The organism is Micromonospora sp. WMMD737 (assembly GCF_049179055.1).
GTDB lineage: Bacteria > Actinomycetota > Actinomycetes > Mycobacteriales > Micromonosporaceae > Micromonospora > Micromonospora reichwaldensis.
In genome coordinates this window covers 4,064,747-4,084,711 of sequence record NZ_JBMHMH010000001.1, presented here as the reverse complement: position 1 = coordinate 4,084,711, position 19,965 = coordinate 4,064,747, and the positions used below count along the sequence as shown (strand labels likewise).

Annotated in this window: 16 protein-coding genes; 8 read left to right on the top strand and 8 right to left on the bottom strand. The window is 74.0% G+C overall.

The window, feature by feature from the left end; translation table 11 throughout:
- Positions 1-108: 108 nt before the first annotated feature.
- Both thiD and thiC read left to right on the top strand, forming a co-directional pair.
- Positions 109-897 (top strand): bifunctional hydroxymethylpyrimidine kinase/phosphomethylpyrimidine kinase, encoded by a 789-nt coding sequence (thiD, locus tag ACN27A_RS17675; protein ID WP_421454799.1) that lies wholly within the window; start codon positions 109-111, stop codon positions 895-897.
- Positions 898-914: 17 nt separating this feature from the next.
- Positions 915-2,507: a phosphomethylpyrimidine synthase ThiC gene (thiC, locus tag ACN27A_RS17670; protein ID WP_421454796.1), complete on the top strand. Its 1,593-nt coding sequence runs from the start codon at positions 915-917 to the stop codon at positions 2,505-2,507.
- Between the two features lie 114 nt (positions 2,508-2,621).
- Here the strand turns inward: thiC and ACN27A_RS17665 are convergent, their stop codons facing one another.
- From ACN27A_RS17665 to ACN27A_RS17650, 4 genes are all read right to left on the bottom strand, one after another.
- On the bottom strand, positions 2,622-5,174 hold the full coding sequence (locus ACN27A_RS17665) for a hypothetical protein (protein ID WP_421454793.1): 2,553 nt from the start codon (positions 5,172-5,174) through the stop codon (positions 2,622-2,624).
- Positions 5,175-5,250: 76 nt separating this feature from the next.
- On the bottom strand, positions 5,251-5,553 hold the full coding sequence (locus ACN27A_RS17660) for a cupin (RefSeq protein ID WP_088998381.1): 303 nt from the start codon (positions 5,551-5,553) through the stop codon (positions 5,251-5,253).
- The gene (locus ACN27A_RS17655) at positions 5,550-6,500 is read right to left on the bottom strand and encodes an LLM class F420-dependent oxidoreductase (RefSeq protein ID WP_421458511.1); all 951 of its coding nucleotides are present in this window, start codon (positions 6,498-6,500) and stop codon (positions 5,550-5,552) included. The genes ACN27A_RS17660 and ACN27A_RS17655 overlap by 4 nt, the downstream gene beginning before the upstream one ends.
- Positions 6,501-6,502: 2 nt before the next feature.
- Positions 6,503-7,288, bottom strand: a complete 786-nt coding sequence (locus ACN27A_RS17650; RefSeq protein WP_421454790.1) for an ABC transporter ATP-binding protein — start codon at positions 7,286-7,288, stop codon at positions 6,503-6,505.
- A gap of 266 nt (positions 7,289-7,554) precedes the next feature.
- Between ACN27A_RS17650 and ACN27A_RS17645 the strand changes: the two genes are divergently transcribed.
- Together ACN27A_RS17645 and ACN27A_RS17640 are read left to right on the top strand one after the other, a co-directional pair.
- The gene (locus ACN27A_RS17645; RefSeq protein WP_421454787.1) at positions 7,555-8,586 is read left to right on the top strand and encodes an ABC transporter substrate-binding protein; all 1,032 of its coding nucleotides are present in this window, start codon (positions 7,555-7,557) and stop codon (positions 8,584-8,586) included.
- Positions 8,587-8,686: 100 nt separating this feature from the next.
- On the top strand, positions 8,687-9,532 hold the full coding sequence (locus ACN27A_RS17640) for an ABC transporter permease (RefSeq protein ID WP_421454785.1): 846 nt from the start codon (positions 8,687-8,689) through the stop codon (positions 9,530-9,532).
- A 109-nt stretch (positions 9,533-9,641) separates the two neighbouring features.
- Here the strand turns inward: ACN27A_RS17640 and ACN27A_RS17635 are convergent, their stop codons facing one another.
- Entirely contained in the window at positions 9,642-10,823 is a 1,182-nt protein-coding gene (locus ACN27A_RS17635) for an ABC transporter substrate-binding protein (protein WP_421454783.1), read from the bottom strand.
- Between the two features lie 445 nt (positions 10,824-11,268).
- On the opposite strand from ACN27A_RS17635, the gene ACN27A_RS17630 reads away from it, so the two are divergent.
- The 4 genes from ACN27A_RS17630 to ACN27A_RS17615 all read left to right on the top strand — a co-directional run bounded on the left by ACN27A_RS17630 (position 11,269) and on the right by ACN27A_RS17615 (position 15,906).
- Positions 11,269-14,445 (top strand): nitrate- and nitrite sensing domain-containing protein, encoded by a 3,177-nt coding sequence (locus ACN27A_RS17630; RefSeq protein WP_421454781.1) that lies wholly within the window; start codon positions 11,269-11,271, stop codon positions 14,443-14,445.
- Positions 14,442-14,849, top strand: coding sequence for a roadblock/LC7 domain-containing protein (locus tag ACN27A_RS17625; protein ID WP_067359650.1), 408 nt, complete (start codon positions 14,442-14,444; stop codon positions 14,847-14,849). The genes ACN27A_RS17630 and ACN27A_RS17625 overlap by 4 nt, the downstream gene beginning before the upstream one ends.
- A gap of 87 nt (positions 14,850-14,936) precedes the next feature.
- A complete protein-coding gene (locus ACN27A_RS17620; RefSeq protein ID WP_088998388.1) occupies positions 14,937-15,302 on the top strand; it encodes a DUF742 domain-containing protein in 366 nt (121 codons plus the stop codon).
- Complete coding sequence (locus ACN27A_RS17615; protein ID WP_088998389.1) at positions 15,283-15,906, top strand: GTP-binding protein; 624 nt, start codon at positions 15,283-15,285, stop codon at positions 15,904-15,906. Before ACN27A_RS17620 ends, ACN27A_RS17615 begins: the two co-directional genes overlap by 20 nt.
- A gap of 28 nt (positions 15,907-15,934) precedes the next feature.
- Here the strand turns inward: ACN27A_RS17615 and ACN27A_RS17610 are convergent, their stop codons facing one another.
- From ACN27A_RS17610 to nirB, 3 genes are read right to left on the bottom strand one after another with little or no spacing between them, the layout of a single operon-like run.
- Complete coding sequence (locus ACN27A_RS17610; protein ID WP_421454778.1) at positions 15,935-17,023, bottom strand: uroporphyrinogen-III synthase; 1,089 nt, start codon at positions 17,021-17,023, stop codon at positions 15,935-15,937.
- Complete coding sequence (nirD, locus tag ACN27A_RS17605) at positions 17,024-17,368, bottom strand: nitrite reductase small subunit NirD (protein ID WP_421458510.1); 345 nt, start codon at positions 17,366-17,368, stop codon at positions 17,024-17,026.
- A 46-nt stretch (positions 17,369-17,414) separates the two neighbouring features.
- Positions 17,415-19,940, bottom strand: coding sequence for a nitrite reductase large subunit NirB (gene nirB / locus ACN27A_RS17600; RefSeq protein ID WP_421454776.1), 2,526 nt, complete (start codon positions 19,938-19,940; stop codon positions 17,415-17,417).
- Between the last annotated feature and the right edge of the window lie 25 nt (positions 19,941-19,965).

Below are 19,965 nucleotides of genomic sequence, written 5' to 3'. Positions count from 1 at the left end.
GGGATCAAGCCTGACCGCCCGGAGTGGGCACGGTCGGCCGCAGCCCTCAACCGCGACCACCCCGCAGGCCCGGCGCGAGATCCCGTACGCCATCACGGAAGAGGAACGATGACCCCGACGACCGTGCTCACCATCGCCGGCTCCGACTCCGGCGGCGGTGCCGGCATCCAGGCCGACCTGAAGGTCTTCGCGGCCCTCGGCGCGTACGGCACCAGCGTGCTCACCGCGGTCACCGCGCAGAACACGAGGGGCGTCGACGCCGTGCTGCCGCTGCCGCCGCGCACCGTCACCGAGCAGCTGGACAGCGTGCTCGCCGACTTCACCGTCCGCGCCGTCAAGACGGGGGTGCTCGGCACCCCGGCGGTCGCCGACGCGGTGGCGGACGCCGCCAGACAGGGCCGGCTGCCGCACCTCGTCGTCGACCCGGTGCTCGTCGCCACCAGCGGGCACCGGCTGGGCGTGGTCGCCGCCGTGGAGCGGCTGTTGCCGTACGCGCGGGTGGCGACGCCGAACTGCGCGGAGGCCGCGGCCATCACCGGACGCCCGGTGACCACGGTCGAGGAGATGGTGGCCGCCGCCGAGGCGCTGGCGGCCGGCGGGCCGGCGCACGTGGTGGTGACCGGCGGCGACGTGGACGCCGACGGTGAGGCGGTCGACGTGCTGCACGGCGGCGGCGTCACCACCCTGCTGCGCGCGCCGCGGGTCGACACCCGGCACAACCACGGCACCGGGTGCTCGTTCTCGGCGGCGGTCGCGGTCCGGCTGGCGCGCGGCGACGAGGTGCCGACGGCGGTCGCCGCCGCCAAGGAGTACGTCCTCCGCGCGCTGACCGGCGCGCGGCACTGGGAGCTGGGCGCGGGACGCGGCCCGCTGGACCACTTCGGCTGGTCCGCTTGATCACCAGGGAGGCTGTCATGCAGGCACGTCGCAAGGTTTACGTGGAGGGGTCCCGGCCGGACGTGCGGGTGCCGTTCGCCGAGGTGGAACTGACCGGCGACAACCCGCCGCTGCGGCTCTACGACACCTCCGGCCCCGGCTCCGACCCGGAGGTCGGGCTGCCGCCGCTGCGTGCGGCATGGATCGCCGAGCGCGGCGACGTCGCACCGGTGCGGGGCGCGGGCACCCCGCTCGCCGGCGCGGACGGCCGCCGCCCCACCCAGCTCGCGTACGCCCGGGCGGGTGTGGTGACGCCGGAGATGGAGTTCGTGGCGGTGCGGGAGGGGATGGCGCCGGAGTTCGTCCGGGACGAGATCGCCGCCGGACGGGCCGTGCTGCCGCTCAACGTCAACCACCCCGAGTGCGAGCCGGCCATCATCGGCAAGGCGTTCCTGGTGAAGGTGAACGCCAACATCGGCACCTCGGCGGTCTCCTCCTCCGTCGCCGAGGAGGTGGAGAAGCTGACCTGGGCCACCCGGTGGGGCGCGGACACCGTGATGGACCTGTCGACGGGTAAGCGGATCCACGAGACCCGTGAGGCGATCGTGCGGAACTCGCCGGTGCCCATCGGGACCGTGCCGATCTACCAGGCGCTGGAGAAGGTCGGCGGCGACCCGGTCAGGCTGAGCTGGGAGGTGTTCCGGGAGACCGTGATCGAGCAGGCCGAGCAGGGCGTCGACTACATGACGGTGCACGCCGGGGTGCTGCTGCCGTACGTGCCGCTGGCGGTGGACCGGGTGACCGGGATCGTGTCGCGGGGCGGGTCGATCATGGCGGCCTGGTGCCTGGCGCACCACGAGGAGAACTTCCTCTACACGAACTTCGCCGAGCTGTGCGAGATCCTTGCCCGCTACGACGTGACGTTCTCGCTCGGCGACGGGCTGCGCCCCGGCTCGATCGCGGACGCCAACGACGAGGCGCAGTTCGCGGAGCTGCGCACCCTGGGCGAGCTGACGAAGGTCGCCTGGGAGCACGACGTGCAGGTGATGATCGAGGGCCCCGGTCACGTGCCGATGCACAAGATCAAGGAGAACGTGGATCTCCAGCAGGAGTGGTGCCACGAGGCGCCGTTCTACACCCTCGGCCCGCTGACCACCGACATCGCCCCCGCGTACGACCACATCACGTCGGCGATCGGCGCGGCGATGATCGGCATGTTCGGCACCGCGATGCTCTGCTACGTGACGCCGAAGGAGCACCTGGGGCTGCCGGACCGCGACGACGTGAAGGCCGGCGTGATCGCGTACAAGATCGCGGCGCACGCGGCCGACCTGGCCAAGGGGCACCCGGGCGCGCAGGCGTGGGACGACGCGCTCTCCATGGCGCGGTTCGAGTTCCGCTGGGAGGACCAGTTCAACCTGTCGCTGGACCCGGAGACCGCGCGCTCGTACCACGACGCGACCCTGCCGGCGGAGCCGGCGAAGACCGCCCACTTCTGCTCGATGTGCGGCCCGAAGTTCTGCTCCATGAAGATCACCCAGGAGCTCAAGGAGTACGCGGCGCGCGGCATGCAGGACAAGTCGGAGGAGTTCCTCTCCTCCGGCGGCCGGGTCTACCTGCCGCTCGCCTGAGCGGCGCGACCGGGCGTCCGACGACGACGCCCGTCCCCGCCGACGTTCGAGAGAAGAGGGCGGGCGTCGCCCCGGCTCCGGTCACCCCGGGCGGGGCGGGCGTCGCCCGGTCGGTCAGTCACGGTGATGGCGACCGGTGGAGCGCAACGACCGCCGGCCGCTCTCCTGCTCGGGTTCGTTGTCCGGGACCGGCTTGCTGAGGCCGGTGACCCAGTCCACGTACTCCTCGTCCTGCGCCGCCAGCGGCTCGGGCCCCCGGTCGGCCGGGGCGTCCTCGGCCCGGGGCCGGTTGCGGCGGAACAGGCCCAGCCGGCCCCGGCCCCGCCCGGTGGGCTGCTCGGCCTCGGCGGGCGACGCGGAGCCGGGCGTCGGCGCCTCCGCCCGGGCGGTGGGGATGCCGTTCTCCGGCGCGGCGTCGACGGGCGCCGGGACGGGACCTCCCCGGCGTGCGGTGGCGAGCGCCTCCCAGTTCGCGGCCCGGGCCAGGTCGGGCATCGGGGCCCGGTGGCGGGGCCGGGGCGTCGGGTCGGGGGCAGGTTCTGTGGCCGGCTGTGCCGCCTCGGCGGTGCCGTCGGCCTGGGGCCGGGGCGAGACGGGCCAGGCCGGGGCGGGCGGGGGCGCGGTGCCGGCGTCCGGCTCGACGGCCCGGCCGGGAGCCGCCTCGCCGTCCGCCGCGAAGAGCGGCACCGCGCGAGGGCCGCTGTCGTGCGGCACCGGTACGCCGGAACCCGTGGCGGCAGTGCTGCCGGCCGCGGCGTCGGCCGCGGCACCGAATTCGGGACCAGTCGTGCTGCCGGACTCGGACCCGGTCGTGGTGCCGGGTGCGGTCGTGCTGGGCGTGGTGTCGGCCGTGGCGGAGGGGTCCAGGGATGGCGACGACATCGCCGCGCCGGGCGCGGTGGCCCCGGTCTCGGGGGCGCCCGTGGCGACGGGTGCCGGGCCCGCACCCTCCGGCGCCACCGGGGCGGCGGGCTGCCGCGTCGAGCGGGGCTTACGGGTGCGGCGGGGCTTGGGCGCGTTCGGGACGACCCGCTGGTCGGCGACCGCCTCTGCCGGCTGCCCTGCGGGTGTGGGTCCCTCGGCCGGCTGTGTTGATCCCTCGGCCGACTGTCCTGCGGGCGTCGCTGCTCCGGCCGACTGTCCTGCGGGCGTCGCTGCTCCGGCCGGCTGTCCTGCGGGCGTCGCTGCCCCGACCGGCTGTCCTGCGGGCGCCGCCGCCCCGACCGGCTGTGCCGCAGTCGTCGCTCCTCCGGTCGACCGCTCGGCGGGCGTCACCTCCCCTTCGGGCTGCGCGTCGGGCGTCGTCTTCCCGGCCGGCGGCGCCTCGTCGGCGACCGGTGCGGCCGGGACGGTCGGGGTCGCTGGGACGGTCGATGCCAGCGGCGCGACCGGTGCGACGTGGGTGCCCGGGGCGCGCTCGTCGGCGCTGTCCTGGGTGCGGGTGGGCTCCGGTTCGCGCGGTCGGTCGACTGTGGGTACGTTGCCGGGAGCCGAGGCCGGCGGCTCGGCCGTCCACGCGGGAACCGCGCCCGCCCGGACGTCGGCGGCGGGAGCCGGGACAGTCCCTCCGTCGGCGGGCCAGTCCCAGTGCGGGGGCACGGCCCGGGGCGCCGCGCCGTCGCCGGTGGCGGCGGTGACCGTGCCGGAGCCCGTACCGCCGCCGGCCCGGTCGGCGACGACCAGGGTGGCGCCGGCCAGGTCGACCGTCTCCGGCTCGTCGGTGTTGGTGGGCGCCGGGGTGTGCGGCAGGGCCGGACCGGTGGGCAGCGGCCGGAGGATGTCGGTCGGCTCGATGGCCCCGGTGGGGGCGGTGCGCGTGACGAGCGGCCAGCGCAGCAGCGCGGCTGCGGCCGACCCGAGCGCGCCGACGGCCACCGCGAGCAGCGCCGCGTAGTACGGCGTGAGTTGGTAGCGGTCGGCGGTGTCGCCCGGACCGGCGGTCAGGTAGGCGAACGCGACCAGCGCCGGTCCCGCCACTCCCGTCGCGCCGCTGACCAGCGGCGGGTGGCCCCGCCACCGGGCCAGCCCGCCGGTCGCCGCGCCGGCCAGCAGCGCCACCAGCGGCAGGACCACCAGGGCCAGCCCCTGCACCGCGCCGGCGTCGAGGGACGCCGGCTCCAGCACCCCCAGTCGTACGGTGTCCAGCGGACCGGTCGAGACCAGCGACGGCGCCACCGAGACCACGGCCAGCAGCCAGAGCGCGCCCGCGATCGCCGCCACGTTCCATCCCACCGGCGGCTGGAGCAGGACGGCGACGGCGGCGCCCGCGCCCACCAGCGCACCGAGGACCGCGCAGATGCCGACGGCCCAGACCGGGTCCATCGAGACGAGTTCGGCCGTCCGGGCCGGCTGCATGCAGAGCGGCGCGACGACGGTGGCGCCCAGCGCGGCGGCGCCGGCGACGGCGAGCAGGCGCCCGGTGCCGGCCATCCCGCCGTCCCGGCGGGCCAGGCGCTCGGTGAGCACCGCGCCCACCACGGCGGCGTTCGCCGCGAACCAGCCCGCCCAGACGAGCTGGGCCGGCCACTGGTCGACGGTGGCGCCGGTGAAGGTGCCGGAGAGCCGGACGATGCCGAAGCCGAAGGCGATGCCGAGCTGCCCGGCCCCGGCCAGCAGGCTCACCCCGAGCGCGGTGAGCAGCAGTCTGCCCCAGGTCCGAAAGGCCATGTCCGGCACGTTACGCACCTGTTGACCAGGCCGCCACCGGCGCGCCGCGAGCGGGACGCGACCCGCCGGCCGGCGGTTACTTCAGTTCGACAAGCCGGGCCAGGTACGTCGTGTCGCCCACGTTGGTCAGCATGTGCACGGCGCCCGGGTCCCGGTAGACCACCCCGCCGGTCGGCTCGTCGGCGTCGATGAGGGTGCCGTCGATCGTCTGTACGACGTTCTTCGCGCCCTGGATCGCCACCACGAGGTACGGGTGGTCGTGCCGGTGCAGCGGCTGCCGTTCGCCCGGCTCCAGCCGGATGTGCCAGACGCGGACGCGGTCGTTCTCGTACACGATCTCCTGGCCCACCGGGCCGAGTTCGAGGTGTGCGTCGGTCATCGGGTTCCGTCCAGTCGGGGGAGCACCTCGGCGGCGATGAGCTCCAGGTGGTCGAGGTCGGCGAAGTCGATCAGGCGCAGGTGCACCCGGGTGGCGCCGACGGCGGCGAACTCGCCGATCCGGTCGACGAGCTGCGCGGGCGAGCCGACCACCGCGTCCTCCGGCGGCAGCGCGCTCGTGACGTGCAGCGGGGCGGCGCGGCGCTGCGCCTCGGCGTCGGAGCGGCCGATCGCCACCACGATGCCGGCGGAGAGGGTGAGCGGGGCGCGTCCCGACTCGGCCCGGCCGGCCCGGTCGCAGGCCTCCCGCACCCGCTCGTACGCGGCGGCCGTCTCCGCGACCGTCTTGAACGGCATGTTGAACTCGTCGGCGTACCGGGCGGCGAGGTCGGGGGTGCGCTTCGGGCCGCGTCCGCCCACGATGACCGGTGGGCCGGGCACCTGCACGGGCTTCGGCAGGGCGGGCGCGTCCACCAGCCGGTAGTGGTCGCCGGTGAAGCTGTACGTCTCGCCCGGCGGCGTCCGCCACAACCCGGTGACGATCTCCAACTGCTCGGTCAGCCGGTCGAAGCGCTCGCCGACGCCGGGGAACGGGATGCCGTAGGAGGTGTGCTCGCGTTCGTACCAGCCGGCGCCGATGCCGAGGTCGACCCGGCCGCCGCTCATCTGGTCCACCTGGGCCACCATCACGGCCAGCGGGCCGGGCAGCCGGAAGGTGGCGGAGGTGACCAGGGTGCCGAGCCGGATCCGGCTGGTCTCACGGGCCAGCGCGGCCAGCGTCAGCCAGGCGTCGGTCGGGCCGGGGGGCGCGGGCTCGTCACCCATCGCCTGGTAGTGGTCGGCGCGGAGGAAGCCCTCGAAGCCGCCGTCCTCGGCCAGCCGGGCGAAGCGGAGCTGGTCGTCGTAGCTGGCGCCCCGGTGCGGCTCGGTGAAGACGGTGACCCGCATGCTCATCGTGTTTCCGCGCCCGCTGTCACCGGCAGATCCCGCTCCATGAGGAGTTCGTGCAGGTCGGCGCTGACCCGGGCGACGTCCGCCAGGTGCGCGTTGCGGCCGAGGGTGCGCGGTCGCGGGATGTTCACGTCGACCACCTTGCGGATCCGGCCGGGGCGGGGGCTGAGTACGACCACCCGGTCGGCCAGCAGTACCGCCTCGTCGATCGAGTGGGTGACGAAGACGACGGTGGCCCCGGACGTCATGTGTACGCGCTGCAACTCGCCGGAGAGCTCCTCGCGGGTGAGCGCGTCGAGCGCGGAGAACGGCTCGTCCATCAGCATCACCCGAGGCTCGCCGATCAGCGACCGGCACAGCGAGACGCGCTGCTGCATGCCGCCGGAGAGTTCGTGCGGCAGCCGCTTCTCGAAGCCGCCCAGCCCGGCGAGTTCCAGCAGTTGCCGGGCCCGGTCGCGGTGCTTGGCGCGCTTCCAGCCGAACATCTCGACCGGGAGCAGGACGTTGTCCAGGACGGTGCGCCAGGGGAGCAGGGCCGGCCGCTGGAAGAGCATCGCGATGTCCGGGCGGGGCTTGGTGATCGGCGTACCGGCCACGGTGATGCTGCCCTCGCTGACCGGGAGCAGGCCGGCGATCAGACGCAGCATCGTGGACTTGCCGCAACCGGAGCGGCCGAGGACGGCGACGAACTCGCCCGCCGCCACGTCGAGGTCGATGCCGCGCAGCGCCTCGACCCGGCCGCTGCGGCCGTCGAAGGTGCGGGACACTCCGGAAAGCTTGATCATCTCCGGCGACCTCCTGAGTGGGCGATCAGCGATCGCGGCCCAGGGTAACCGCCTGGTGTGGACGACACGACGTCCGGGGTGGAAGCGAGGATTTTTCCGTAACGAAACCCATACGCCGGGCATTGTCGGGGCCGGTTTCTCGTACGCTGTGCCAGCTAAGAGTCCCCTCACGACGGTTGGTGCCGGCCCAACCCCTCGGCCGGCCCGCCAGACAACCCCCTCCGGCGGCGGCGTGCCGCTCCGGTCGGAAAGGACATGGTGCACTGATGAGAAGGCTGACCCGTACGGTCGCTGCCGCTGCGCTGGCCACCGCCCTCGCCCTGGTCTCCGGGTGCAGCGGCGACTCGGACTCCGGCGCCGACGCCAAGGGCGGCAACGGCGCGGCGTTGGAGAAGGTGACCTACCTCACCTCGTTCGGCAACTTCGGCCGTGACTCCTACGCCTGGGTCGCTAAGGAGAAGGGCTTCTTCAAGGAGGCCGGGTTCGACGTCGACATCAAGCCCGGTCAGGGCACAGGTGCCGTGATCCAGCAGGTCGTCGGCGGCCAGGCCCAGTTCGGCCCGATCGACCTCACCGGCGGTCTGCTCCAGCTCGGTAGCGGCCAGGCCAAGGACTTCGTCGCGGTGGCCGCGATCCAGCAGCGCACCATGGCCGCCATCGCCACGGTCGAGGGCAAGGGCATCGCGTCGCCGAAGGACCTGGAGGGCAAGAAGCTCGCCGACACCGAGGGCTCCGTCGTCCGCAACCTCTTCCCGACGTACGCCCGGATGGCCGGCGTGGACGCGAGCAAGGTGCAGTGGGTCAACGGTCAGGCGCAGGCCCTGATGGGCATGCTCGGCTCCGGCACGGTGGACGGCATCGGCCAGTTCGTCGTCGGCCAGCCGACCATCGAGACGGTGACCAAGCAGAAGGCCGTCATGCTGCCCTACAGCAACGTGATGCAGGACCTCTACGGCAACGTGCTGATCACCTCCTCCAAGATCGCCAAGGAGAAGCCGGAGATGGTCAAGCGGTTCACCGGGGCCCTGATGAAGGGCCTGGAGTACGCGCTGACCAACCCGCAGGAGGCGGGTGAGCTGCTGAAGAAGAACGTCGACGCCGCCAACCCGGCCGCGGCCGCCGCCGAGCTCCAGCTCATGGCCGGCTACGTGCGCTCCAGCAACTCCGGCACCCAGCTCGGCACCCTGGACAGCGGCCGGGTCGCCAAGAGCATCGCGATCCTGCAGGGCGCCGGCGCGCTCAAGCAGAACATCACCCCCGACCAGATCATCGACTTCAGCCTCGCGCCGAAGGCCTGACAGCCGCCCACCGTGGCACGGGGGTGCGGTCGGCCGGGGCGACCCGGTGGACCGCACCCCCCCGTCGCGTGCCGGCCCGGCCGGCAGGAGAGGAGAATCCGTGACGGAGACGACCGGTACCCGGTCCGTCCGCACCGGGACGGAGCCCGCGCCCCGGCCCGCGGCCCCGCGCCGCTCCGGCGTACGCCCGGCGGCCGTCGGGCTGCCGCTGCTCGGCGCGGTGATCACGCTGGCCGCCTGGTGGCTGGTCACGTCGGGCCTGCAACTGGTGCACCCGGTGTCGCTGCCCCCGCCGCAGGCGGTGTGGCAGGCGCTGGTCGCGGGCGCCGACGTGCTGATGCCGGCGCTGGGCGTCACCACCACGATGACGGTGGTCGGCTTCCTGCTGTCGGCGGTGGCCGGGGTGCTGATCGGGATGGCCCTGGCCGGATCCCGCCGCGTCGAGCGGATGTTCGCGCCGCTGCTGGTGGCGGTCAACGCGGTGCCGAAGATCGCCCTCGGGCCGCTGCTGGTGGTCTCGGTCGGCTGGGGTGCGAAGCCGATCCTGACCATGGTGTTCCTGCTCTGCTTCTTCCCGGTCGTGCTCTCCACGGCGACCGGTCTCACCACCACCCCCAACGACCTGGCCGAGCTGGCCCGGTCGCTGAACGCCTCGTGGTGGCAGGCGTTCCGCAAGGTGCGCTTCCCCGCCGCGCTGCCGCAGATCTTCGTCGGGCTCAAGGTGGCGATGCCGCTGGCCGCGATCGGCGCGGTGATCGGCGAGTTCTACTCCGACAAGCCGGGGCTGGGCTACCAGATCCTGCAGTACAACGGCGTGGGGGACACCGCGACCGCCTGGGCGGCGATCGTGCTGATCGCGCTGATGAGCATCCTGCTCTACAGCGCACTGTCCCTGGTCGAGCGGCTCGCCCTGCCGTGGGTCCGCGCCACCACGTCGGCCCGCTGACCCGTCGGAAATGTCGATGGTGTGGCCCGCCGAGGTACGGCGGGCCACACCGACGCGCTGGTCCGACGCGGTCCCGTGCGCCGGATCCCGTCCACCACCGACCGGACGGTCAGCCCGCGAGGCGCCAGCGTCCGTTGCGCGCGACCAGGGTGGTGAGGGCCTGCGGCATCAGGCCGGAGTGGTTGTCCGGGGTCATCCGGATCGGCCCGGAGAGACCGTCCAGCTGGGTCGTCTCCAGCACGTTCCGGATGCCGTCGCGGTCGACCTCGCCGGGCTCGCGGCCCGAGCGGAGTTCGGCGTCGGCGATGAGCTGCACGGCGTCGGCGGCGAACGACGAGGATCCGTTGTAGCCGCCGAAGCGGGCGGTGTAGTCCTGGAACCACTGGCGGCGGGCCGCCTTGGCCGGGGTGGTGGCGATGACGTCGTCGATCACCATGGTCTGGGTGAAGACCAGCGTGGTGCGTTCGGTCGCCGCGGAGGCGGCACCGAGGAAGAGGTCGCCGGCCGCCGACGCGTCGAAGAAGAGCTCGCCCTCGAACTTGGCCTTCTGGGCCGCGGTGGCGGCCAGCGTCGCCTGTTCCGCCGGGGTCCAGACGACAAGCGCGTCCGGCTTCTTGCCGATCAGGCCCTCGACCGGCTTGGTGACGTCGGTGTCGGTGGTGCGCACGGCCTCCTCGCGCAGCAGCTTGACGCCGGCCTTCGCGAACTCGGCGCGCAGCGCGGTCAGCCCCTCGCGGCCGTAGGCGTCGTCGCTGTGCAGCACGCCCGCCTTGCGGACGCCCTTGCGGCGCATCTCGCCGGCGAGGGCGGCGGCGCTGTCGGCCGCGTTCGGGGAGAGCTTGAACACGTACCGCCGTTCGGCGACCGGGGTGGACACGGCGCTGGAGGCGGCGAGCGCAATGGTGGGAATTCGCTTCTCGTTGATGGTGCGGACGGCGCCGACGGCGCATTCGTTGCAGCCGCCCATGATGATGGCGCTGACTTGGGAATCAGCGCTGAAGTCACCGATGTTGCGCAGCGACTCGCTCGCGTCCGACCGGTTGTCCTTCACCCGCAGCTCGACCTTCCGGCCGTTGAGCGCGCCGGAGGAGTTCAGCTGCTCGACCTTCAGTTCCAGCGCCCGCTGGTACGCCTTGCCGACGGGCGCGGCAGCGCCGGAGAGCTCGAGGTCCGCGGCGATGACGATGGGACTCGTGTCCTGCTCGTCCGCCCCGAACTGGCAGCCGGTGAGCGTGGTGGCCAGCACGGCCGATGCGAGCGCCGCGGCGGTCGCGGAGCGGATGGGGCTCAACTCAGTCCTCCAGATGCGGCCCGGGCGGTACCCGGTCACCGCCGGGTTGTCCGTCCTCAGTAGAGGAACGGGATCGGTCTGCCGTACGGTGTGCGCGAAGCCTGCAAAACCTTGCCAACGCCGGGCCCCGCGGTCAAGCGGAGCCTCGGATGCGTTTCGGGACACGTATCCCACATGGTGGGGCAACGGGAAGTTTGCAAGCGCTTACTAATACGACACGGATGACCACTCTGGAGTTACATGCCCTGTTCACGGGCATGGAGAATTGAAGGTATTAGTTGACCGGATCACGGGATGCGAGCCCTCAGACCGTTTCCTACCCCACCGCGACTTCCCAAACAGGATCAGTTCTGATGAAATCGCGGCCGTGCCGCGTGTGGCGCAGTCCGCTGCACCGGGCGCGAGTCGGCGGGGCAGGCGTGGAAGAAACGACGGAGGCGATGTCGTGAGCACCGGACCGACGACCCTGCCCGCGAGTGGCGACACCGAACAGCCCAAGCGGCGTCGGCTGCCCCGGCTCCGCGATGTGCGGATCCGCTCCAAGCTCGCCCTGATCCTGGTCGTGCCGGTCGCCGCGGTGCTCGCGTTGGCCACGGTCCGACTCGTCACCATCGGTGAGAACACCTTCGACGCCAACCAGGCCCGGGCGCTGACGGCGCTCTCCATCGACGTCTCCGCGCTGACGCAGGACCTGCACGCCGAGCGGATGGCCGCCGCCGCCTTCCTGTCGACGCCGCAGCAGAAGGCCGACGCCTACAACCTGCGGGTGCGCAGCACCGACGAGCGGGTCGAGGCGTACCGGGCGGAGCGCGGACGGGTCGGCCAGGTGCCGGCCGCCGTACGGGAGCGGCTGGCGACCATCGACGAGCACCTGGAGACGCTCGCCAGCACCCGGCAGGAGGTGCTGGACCGCCAGCAGATGGCGGTCGCCGAGGCGGCGCTGCGCTACGGGATCATCATCACGGACCTGGTCGCGTACGGCGACGGGCTGGCCCAGTTGCCCGGTGACGAGCGGCTCGCGGACGCCCGGCGCGCGGTCGCCGCGTTCGCCCGCGCCAAGGCGGCCGTCGCCGAGGAACAGTCGGTCGTCTACACCGCTCTTCTCTCCCGCCAGCTCGACGAGGAGCAGTTCTCCTCCTTCGTGGCCACGCTGACCAGCCAGCAGGAGGCGCTGGTCGCCTTCTCCCTGGCCGCCGACCCGACCCAGCGCGCCCTCGTCGACAGCACGGTCTCCGGCGACGCGGTGACCCTCGCCGACCGGGTGGCCGCCGACCTCACCCGCTCGGTCGGGCAGACCTCGCCGGTGACCGCCCAGGACGCCACCGCCGCCATCGGCGCGGTCAACGACCTCATGCGGTGGGCCGAGATCCGGCTCCAGGAGCGCCTGCTCAGCCAGGCCGACCAGGCCCGGTCGGACGTCATCCGGCAGGCCTTCATCGAGACGGGGCTGGTGCTGCTGACCCTCATCGTCGCGGTGACCCTCGCCGTGGTGCTGGCCCGCTCGCTCAACCACTCGCTGCGCCGGCTGCGGGAGGGCGCCCTCTCGGTGGCGAACCACGACCTGCCGGACGCGGTCAAGCGGCTGCAGAACGTCGGCAACGTCGGCGACGGCGGCGTCGAGGAGATCGTCCGGCAGGTACGCGACCCGATCAAGCTCAACAACCGCGACGAGGTGGGCCAGGTCGCGCTCGCCTTCAACGTCGTACACCGCGAGGCGGTCCGGGTGGCGGCCGAGCAGGCCGCGCTGCGTACCAGCGTCTCGGCGATGTTCCTCAACCTGGCCCGCCGCAGTCAGACCCTGGTCGACCGCATGATCGGCGAGCTGGACGCGATCGAGCGCGGCGAGGAGGACCCGAAGCGGCTCGCGCAGCTCTTCGAGCTGGACCACCTCGCCACCCGGATGCGCCGCAACGACGAGAACCTGCTCGTCCTGGCCGGCGCCGACTCGGCCGTGCCGCGCCGCGACGACGCCCTGCTGGTGGACGTGCTGCGGGCCGCGCAGTCCGAGGTGGAGCTCTACAACCGGATCGAGTTCGGCACCGTCGACACCGACATCTCGGTGGCGGCGCACGCGGTCAACGACGTGGTGCGGCTCGTCGCCGAACTGCTCGACAACGCCACCCGCTTCTCGCCGCCGACCACCACCGTGGTCGCCGACGCCCGACGGATCCGGGACTACGTCCTGATCCAGGTCGAGGACCGGGGCCTCGGCCTGACCGACGACCAGCTCGACTCGCTCAACCGGCGACTGGCCGCCCCACCGAGCGTCGACGTCGCGGCGTTCCGGCTGATGGGACTGGCCGTGGTCAGCCGGCTGGCCTCCCGCTACAGCATCCGCGTGGAGCTGCGCCGCAACGTGGAGGGCGGCACCGTCGCCCAGGTGACGCTCCCCGCCGCGACGGTGGTGCTGCCGCCCGTGCACAGCCGGGACCAGCAGATCACCCGCCCCCGGCAGCCGCTCGCGGTCGAGCAGAACCCGCTCACCCCGGCCGGCCTCGGCGAGCCGGCCGGCGCGGGACGTACCGCCTCGGCCACCCTCACCGACCAGTGGCGGTCCGCCGCCCCGACGCCGTGGCAGGCCCCGGAGCAGGCGCGGGACACCGCGGCCCCCGTGCAGGCCGGCGGCCTGACGTCGCCGCCCCCGGCGGCACCCCCGGCCCGGCCGGCCTTCGCCAGCGGAGTCCCCTCGGTCGGTACGCCGACCGTCGCGTACCCCACGGTCGACGCGCTGCCCAAGCGCGTCCCCGGCGGGGACGCGCAAGCGCCGGGCGCGCCGGCGCTGCCGGTCGGCCCGATCGCCGGCGCGCCGGCCACCGGGCTGTCGGCGGGGTTCGCCGGCTCCGCCCGGGAGACCGGCTTCGGCACCGACCCGGGCGCCGGCCGCGGCCTCGGGGCCGGCCTGGCCGCCACGGCCCCGCCCGCCCCCGCCGCGCCGATCACCCCGCGCGCCGAACTGCCGGCCGAGGCGCCGATCTTCCGGGAGATGGAGGCGGTGTGGTTCCGGTCGCACGGTAACGACGCCACGGCCATCTTCACCCGCCCCGACTTCAGCCAGTCGGCCGCGGCCCAGCAGGCCGCCGGGGCGCCGAGCGCCGCAGCACCCGCCGCCGGGACGCCGGCCGCCGCCCAGCCGGCACCGGCGCAGCCCCGCGCGCCCCGACTGCCCACGCGTACGCCGGGCAGCACCGACACCGCTCCGCTGCCCGTGCAGCCGGCACCGCCGGCGTACACCCCGCCGGCCGCGGCGCGACCCGCCACGCCGGACACACCCCCCGCCGCGCCTCCCGCGGCGCCCCCCGCCGCTCCGGTCGCGGAGCCGCCCCCGGCGGCGCCCGCGTCCGACACGGACGCCTGGCGCACGGCGGCGGACGAGGGCTGGTCCCGGGCCAGCCGGGCGGCGGCCCCCGCCACCGCCGGCACCACCCGCTCGGGGCTGCCCAAGCGGCAGCCGCAGGCACAACTCGTGCCCGGCGGGATCGAGCCCCGGAGCGGCCGCGACCGCAGCCGGCGTACCCCGGACGAAGTTCGGGGCCTGTTGTCGGCCTACCACCGCGGCGTGCAGCGCGGCCGGGCGGCCGGCACGGACCAGGACAGCACCTCGACCAAGGAGACGAGTCGATGAACAGGCCAGCGGCCATGCAGGACATGAGTTGGTTGCTCACCAACTTCGCCGACAGCGTGGCGGGGATCGCCCACGTGGTGGCGGTGTCCGCCGACGGGCTGCTGCTCGCCTCCTCGCGGGACCTGCCCGCGGACCGGGCGGACCAGCTCGCGGCGATCACCTCGGGCGTGGTCAGCCTGACCGAGGGCGCCGCCCGGATGTTCAGCGCCGGCGGTGTGCTCCAGACGGTCATCGAGATGGACAGCGGCTACCTGTTCCTGATGTCGATCAGCGACGGCTCGTCGATGGCCGTGCTGGCGGCCCGCAGCTGCGACGTCGGTCAGGTGGGTTACGAGATGGCGCTGCTGGTCGAGCGCGTGGGTGCGGCGCTGGTGCCGCTGCCCCGGGACGCGGTGCGGTCCTAGCGGGCGCGACGCGCGGACCGTGCGTCGCAGGAACGAGAGGATCCGGTGCCCGACCAGGGGCCCGGCCGGGAGAGGAGGTGATCGTCGATGGACCAACGGCGCGTGGACCCACGTGGTGCGCTGGTACGGCCGTACGCGGTCACTCGCGGCCGGACCGAGGCCCGAATGGACATCGCCCTGGAGGCGGTCCTGACGGCCAGCGCGACCCAGGCTGCGGAGGCCCGCTTCGCGGGGCACGACAAGCACCGCATCGCCACCGTTTGTGAGGGCCGGGCGCAGTCGCTGGCCGAGATCTCCGCGTACACCCGGATGCCGCTGGGCGTCACCCGGGTGCTGGTCGCCGACATGGTGGCCGAGAGCCTGCTGACGCTACACACTGCCGCTCCCGCCGAGGGGTTCGAGGAGCGGATGGAAATCCTTGGAAGGGTGCTAAGTGGACTTCGCAGGCTATGACCCCGCCGGGGCCCGCCGAAACCGGGGAATCATCTCCGCGAAGATCGTGGTCGCGGGTGGCTTCGGCGTGGGCAAGACGACCCTGGTCGGCGCGATCTCGGAGATCACCCCGCTGAGAACCGAGGCGGTGATGACCGCGGCCGGTGTCGGCATCGACGACCCGTCCAAGGTGCCGGGGAAGCAGACCACCACGGTCGCCATGGACTTCGGCCGGATCACCATGGCCGAGGACCTGATCCTGTACCTCTTCGGCACGCCCGGCCAGACCCGGTTCTGGTTCATGTGGGACGAGATCATCAAGGGCGCCGTGGGGGCGGCCGTGCTGGTGGACACCCGCCGGATCACCGACGCCTTCGCGCCGCTGGACTACTTCGAGAACCGTCGGCTGCCGTACGTCGTGGCGTTGAACCGCTTCGACGGCGCGCCGCAGTACGAGCTGGAGGAGGTCCGCGAGGCGCTGGCCATCTCGCCGGACGTGCCGCTGGTGCTGACCGACGCCCGGCACCGGGACGCGGTCAAGCAGGTGCTGGTGACCGTCGTGGAGCACGCCATGCTCCGCCTCGAGGCCGAGCACGGCCGGGGCTACCCGGCGCCGGTCGGCTGATCGGGACGGCTCCCGCCTCCGGGTCGCGTCAGTCGACCCGGAGGCGGTAGCCGCGCTTGACGACCGTCTGCACCACCCGGGGCGCGCGCAACCCGGCACGTAGCCGGGCCACCGCCATCTCCACGGCGTGCTCGTCGGCGCCGCGCGGCAGCGTACGCAGCAGGGCGGTCCGGGACAGCACCCGACCCGGCGAGCCGCACAGCGCCCGCAGCACCGCCATCGGCGCCGGCGCGAGCGGACGCAGTTCGCCGTCGACCACGGCGGCGTGCCCGCGCAGCGTGAGCAGGTGACCGGCCACCTTCAGGGTGACCGTCCGGCGTGGCAGTTCGTCGACGATGGTCCGCACGAGGGCGCCCAGCCGGGCCCGTGCCGGTGCGCTCACCGGCACCCCGCGCCGCAGCAGCGGCTCCGCGGTGACCGCGCCCACGCAAGTGGCGAGCACGTCGCCCCGGAACGCGTCCAGCACCGCCTCGGAGCGGTCCCCGGCGGCGCGCAGCAACGCCTCGGCCGCCGGGGCGGAGGTGAAGGTGACCGCGTCGACCAGCCGGCCGGCGACCAGGTCGATCAGCCGGTGCAGCGGGGCCGGGTCGGTCGGCGGCGCCCAGCGGTAGACGGGAACCTCGATCACGGTGGCCCCGGCCGCCTCCAGCGCCAGCGTGCACTCGGGCTGCCGCTCGCCGTGCAGTTGCATGGCGACGACCTGCCCGGCCACGCCGCGCCGGCACAGGTGCTCGATCACCTCGTCGCAGCTCTCCGAGTCGGGCGACCACTGGTCGTGCAGGCCGGCGGCCCGGATGGCCCCGCGCGCCTTGGGACCCCGGGCCACCACGTACGCGTCGGCCAGCACGGCGCGCAGCGGCTCGGCCAGCCCCCAGCCCTCGGCCGCCTCCAACCAGCCGCGCATGCCGATGCCGGTGTTGGCCATCAGGACGTCCGGCGGCCGGTCCAGGCAGGCCCGGGTGGCCTCCCGCAGGTCGGTGTCGTCGGCCAGCGGCACGATCCGCAGGGCCGGGGCGATCACCACCCGGGCACCGCGCCGCTGGAGCAGCGCGGCGAGTTCGTCCCGCCGGCGGTCGGCGGTCACCCCGATGGTGAAGCCCGCCAGTTCGTCGCGCATTCACTCCTCCTGTCGCAGCCGCACCTCGACCAGGCCGTCCCGGCAGCGCACGTCGTGCCGGGGCACGGCGACGCCGGGCAGGTCCAGGCAGACCCCGGTGCGCAGGTCGTACACCTGCTTGTGCAGGGGCGAGGCGACCGTCGGCACCCCGCCCCGGCTGCCGACGATCCCCCGCGACAGCACGTACGCCCCGGCGACCGGGTCGAGGTTGTCGAGGGCGAACAGCCCGTCGGCGGTGCGGAAGAGGGCCACCTGCACGCCGTCGACGAGCGCGGCCACGCCCCGGTCGGAGTCCAGCCGGTCGAGCGGGCAGACGGGCGTCCAGGTACGCGTCGGGTTGGGCATCGTGACGGTCATGGCCGTACCTCCGGCAGTCGGGGCGTCGTGGTGGTCATCGCCGCACCTCCGGCATGCCCAGCGTGACCGGCTGCCGGCCCTCGCCGGCCGGTGCCCGGCCCACCGGGACCGGCTGGCCCCGTTCGCGCGCGAACGTGATGGACGGGTCGGGCACCCCGGGGGCGTTGACGAACGAGTCGAACCGGCGCAGCCGGACCGGGTCCTCCAGCACGTCGCGCCACTCGTCGGAGTAGGAGTCGACGTGCCGGGCCATCGCGGCGTCGAGTTCGGCGCACAGTCCGAGCGAGTCGTCCACGATCACCGCGCGGAGGTGGTCCAGCCCGCCCTCCATCGCCTCGATCCAGGCGGCGGTGCGTTGCAGCCGGTCGGCGGTGCGGATGTAGTACATCAGGAACCTGTCGATGAGTTGGACCAGCGCCTCCGTCGACAGGTCGGTGGCGAAGAGGTCGGCGTGCCGGGGCCGGAAGCCGCCGTTGCCGCCGACGTAGAGGTTCCAGCCGGTCTCGGTGGCGATGATGCCGAAGTCCTTGCTGCGTGCCTCGGCGCACTCGCGGGCGCAGCCCGACACCGCCGACTTGATCTTGTGTGGGCCGCGCAGTCCCCGGTAGCGCAGCTCCAGGGCGATCGCCAGCCCGACCGAGTCCTGCACCCCGTACCGGCACCACGTCTCGCCGACGCAGGACTTCACCGTGCGCAGCGCCTTGCCGTACGCGTGGCCCGACTCGAAGCCGGCGTCGACAAGCCGGCGCCAGATCTGCGGCAGCTGGTCGACCCGGGCGCCGAACAGGTCGATCCGCTGCCCACCGGTGATCTTCGTGTAGAGCTGGAAGTCCCGGGCCACCTCGCCGATCACGATGAGCTTCTCCGGGGTGATCTCGCCGCCGGGGATCCGGGGCACCACCGAGTAGCTGCCGTCGCGTTGCAGGTTGGCGAGGAAGTGGTCGTTGGTGTCCTGCAACGACGCCTGCTCCCCGTCCAGCACGTGGCCGGTGCCGAGGGAGGCGAGGATCGAGGCGACCACCGGCTTGCAGATGTCGCAGCCGCGACCCCGGCCGTGCTCGGCGACGAGCTGCGAGAAGGTGCGGATCCCGCGGACGCGCACGATGTCGAAGAGTTCCTGCCGGCTGGCGTCGAAGTGCTCGCAGAGCGCCGTGGACTGCCGCACGCCGGCCGCGTCGAGGAGCTGCTTGAGCATCGGCACGCAGGAGCCGCAGCTCGTACCCGCCCGGGTGCACGCCTTCAGCGCCGGCACGTCCGCGCAGCCGCCGGCGATCGCCGCGTCGATGTCGGCGCGGGTCACCGCGTTGCAGGAGCAGACCTGCGCGGCGGCGGGCAGCGCGCCGGCGCCCGCGCCCGCCGCGCCCTCGGGGGCGAGCAGCGCCAGCGGCGGCCCGGGCAGCGGACCGCCGACGCTGGCCCGCAGCGTCGGGTACGCGCTCGCGTCGCCGACCAGCACCCCGCCGAGGAGGGTCTGCGCGTCGTCGGAGAGGACCAGCTTGGCGTAGACCCGGGTGGCCGGGTCGGTGAACGTCACGTCGAGGCAGCCGGGCGTGGTGCCGTGCGCGTCGCCGAACGAGGCCACGTCCACGCCGAGCAGCTTCAGCTTGGTGGCGGTGTCCGCGCCGGGGAAGGTGGCCGCCCCGCCGACTAGCCGGTCGGCGACGACCTCGGCCATCGCGTACCCGGGGGCGACCAGGCCGTGGCAGACGCCGTCGACCGCCGCGCACTCGCCGACCGCCCAGATCCGCTCGTCGGCGGTACGACAGGCGCCGTCCACCAGCACGCCGCCGCGCGGGCCCAGGGCGAGCCCGGCCGCCCGGGCCAACTCGTCGCGGGGCCGGATGCCCGCCGCGACCACCACCAGGTCGGCGTCGAGCACGGTCCCGTCCGCCAGTTCCAGCCCGGCGACCGTGCCGTCCGGGCCGGACCGGATCGCGGTGGTGGCCACGCCCAGGTGGGTGGTCACGCCCAGCTCGTCGACGTACCGCCGGAGCATCGCGCCACCGGCCGTGTCCACCTGCACCGGCATCAGCCGCGGCGCGAACTCCACCACGCTGGTGTCCAGCCCGAGCAGCCGCAGCGCGTTCGCCGCCTCCAGCCCGAGCAGCCCGCCGCCGATCACCGCCCCGGTCCGCCGGCCCGCCGCGTGCTCCCGGATCGCCTCCAGGTCGTCAAGCGTCCGGTAGACGAACACCCCGGGCAGGGACGCGCCGGCCACCGGCGGCACGAACGCGGACGAGCCGGTGGCCAGCACCAGCGCGTCGTACGGGTGCTCGCCGGTCGCGGTACGCACCAGCCGCCGCTCCCGGTCGATCGCCGTGGCCGGCTCGCCGAGGCGCAGCTCCACCCCGTCGTCGGGGGTGTGCAGGTTCAGCTCCTCGGCGCCCACGCCGTCGAAGAACGCCGAGAGCCGCACCCGGTCGTACGCCGGGCGGCTCTCCTCGGCGAGCACGGTGACCCGCCACCGCCCCTCGGGGTCACGGGCGCGCAGCGCGTCGACGAAGCGCTGCCCCACCATGCCGTTGCCGACGACCACCAGCCTGCTGTTTTGCTCGCTCATGACGGCCCTCCGCTCCGCTGCGTGC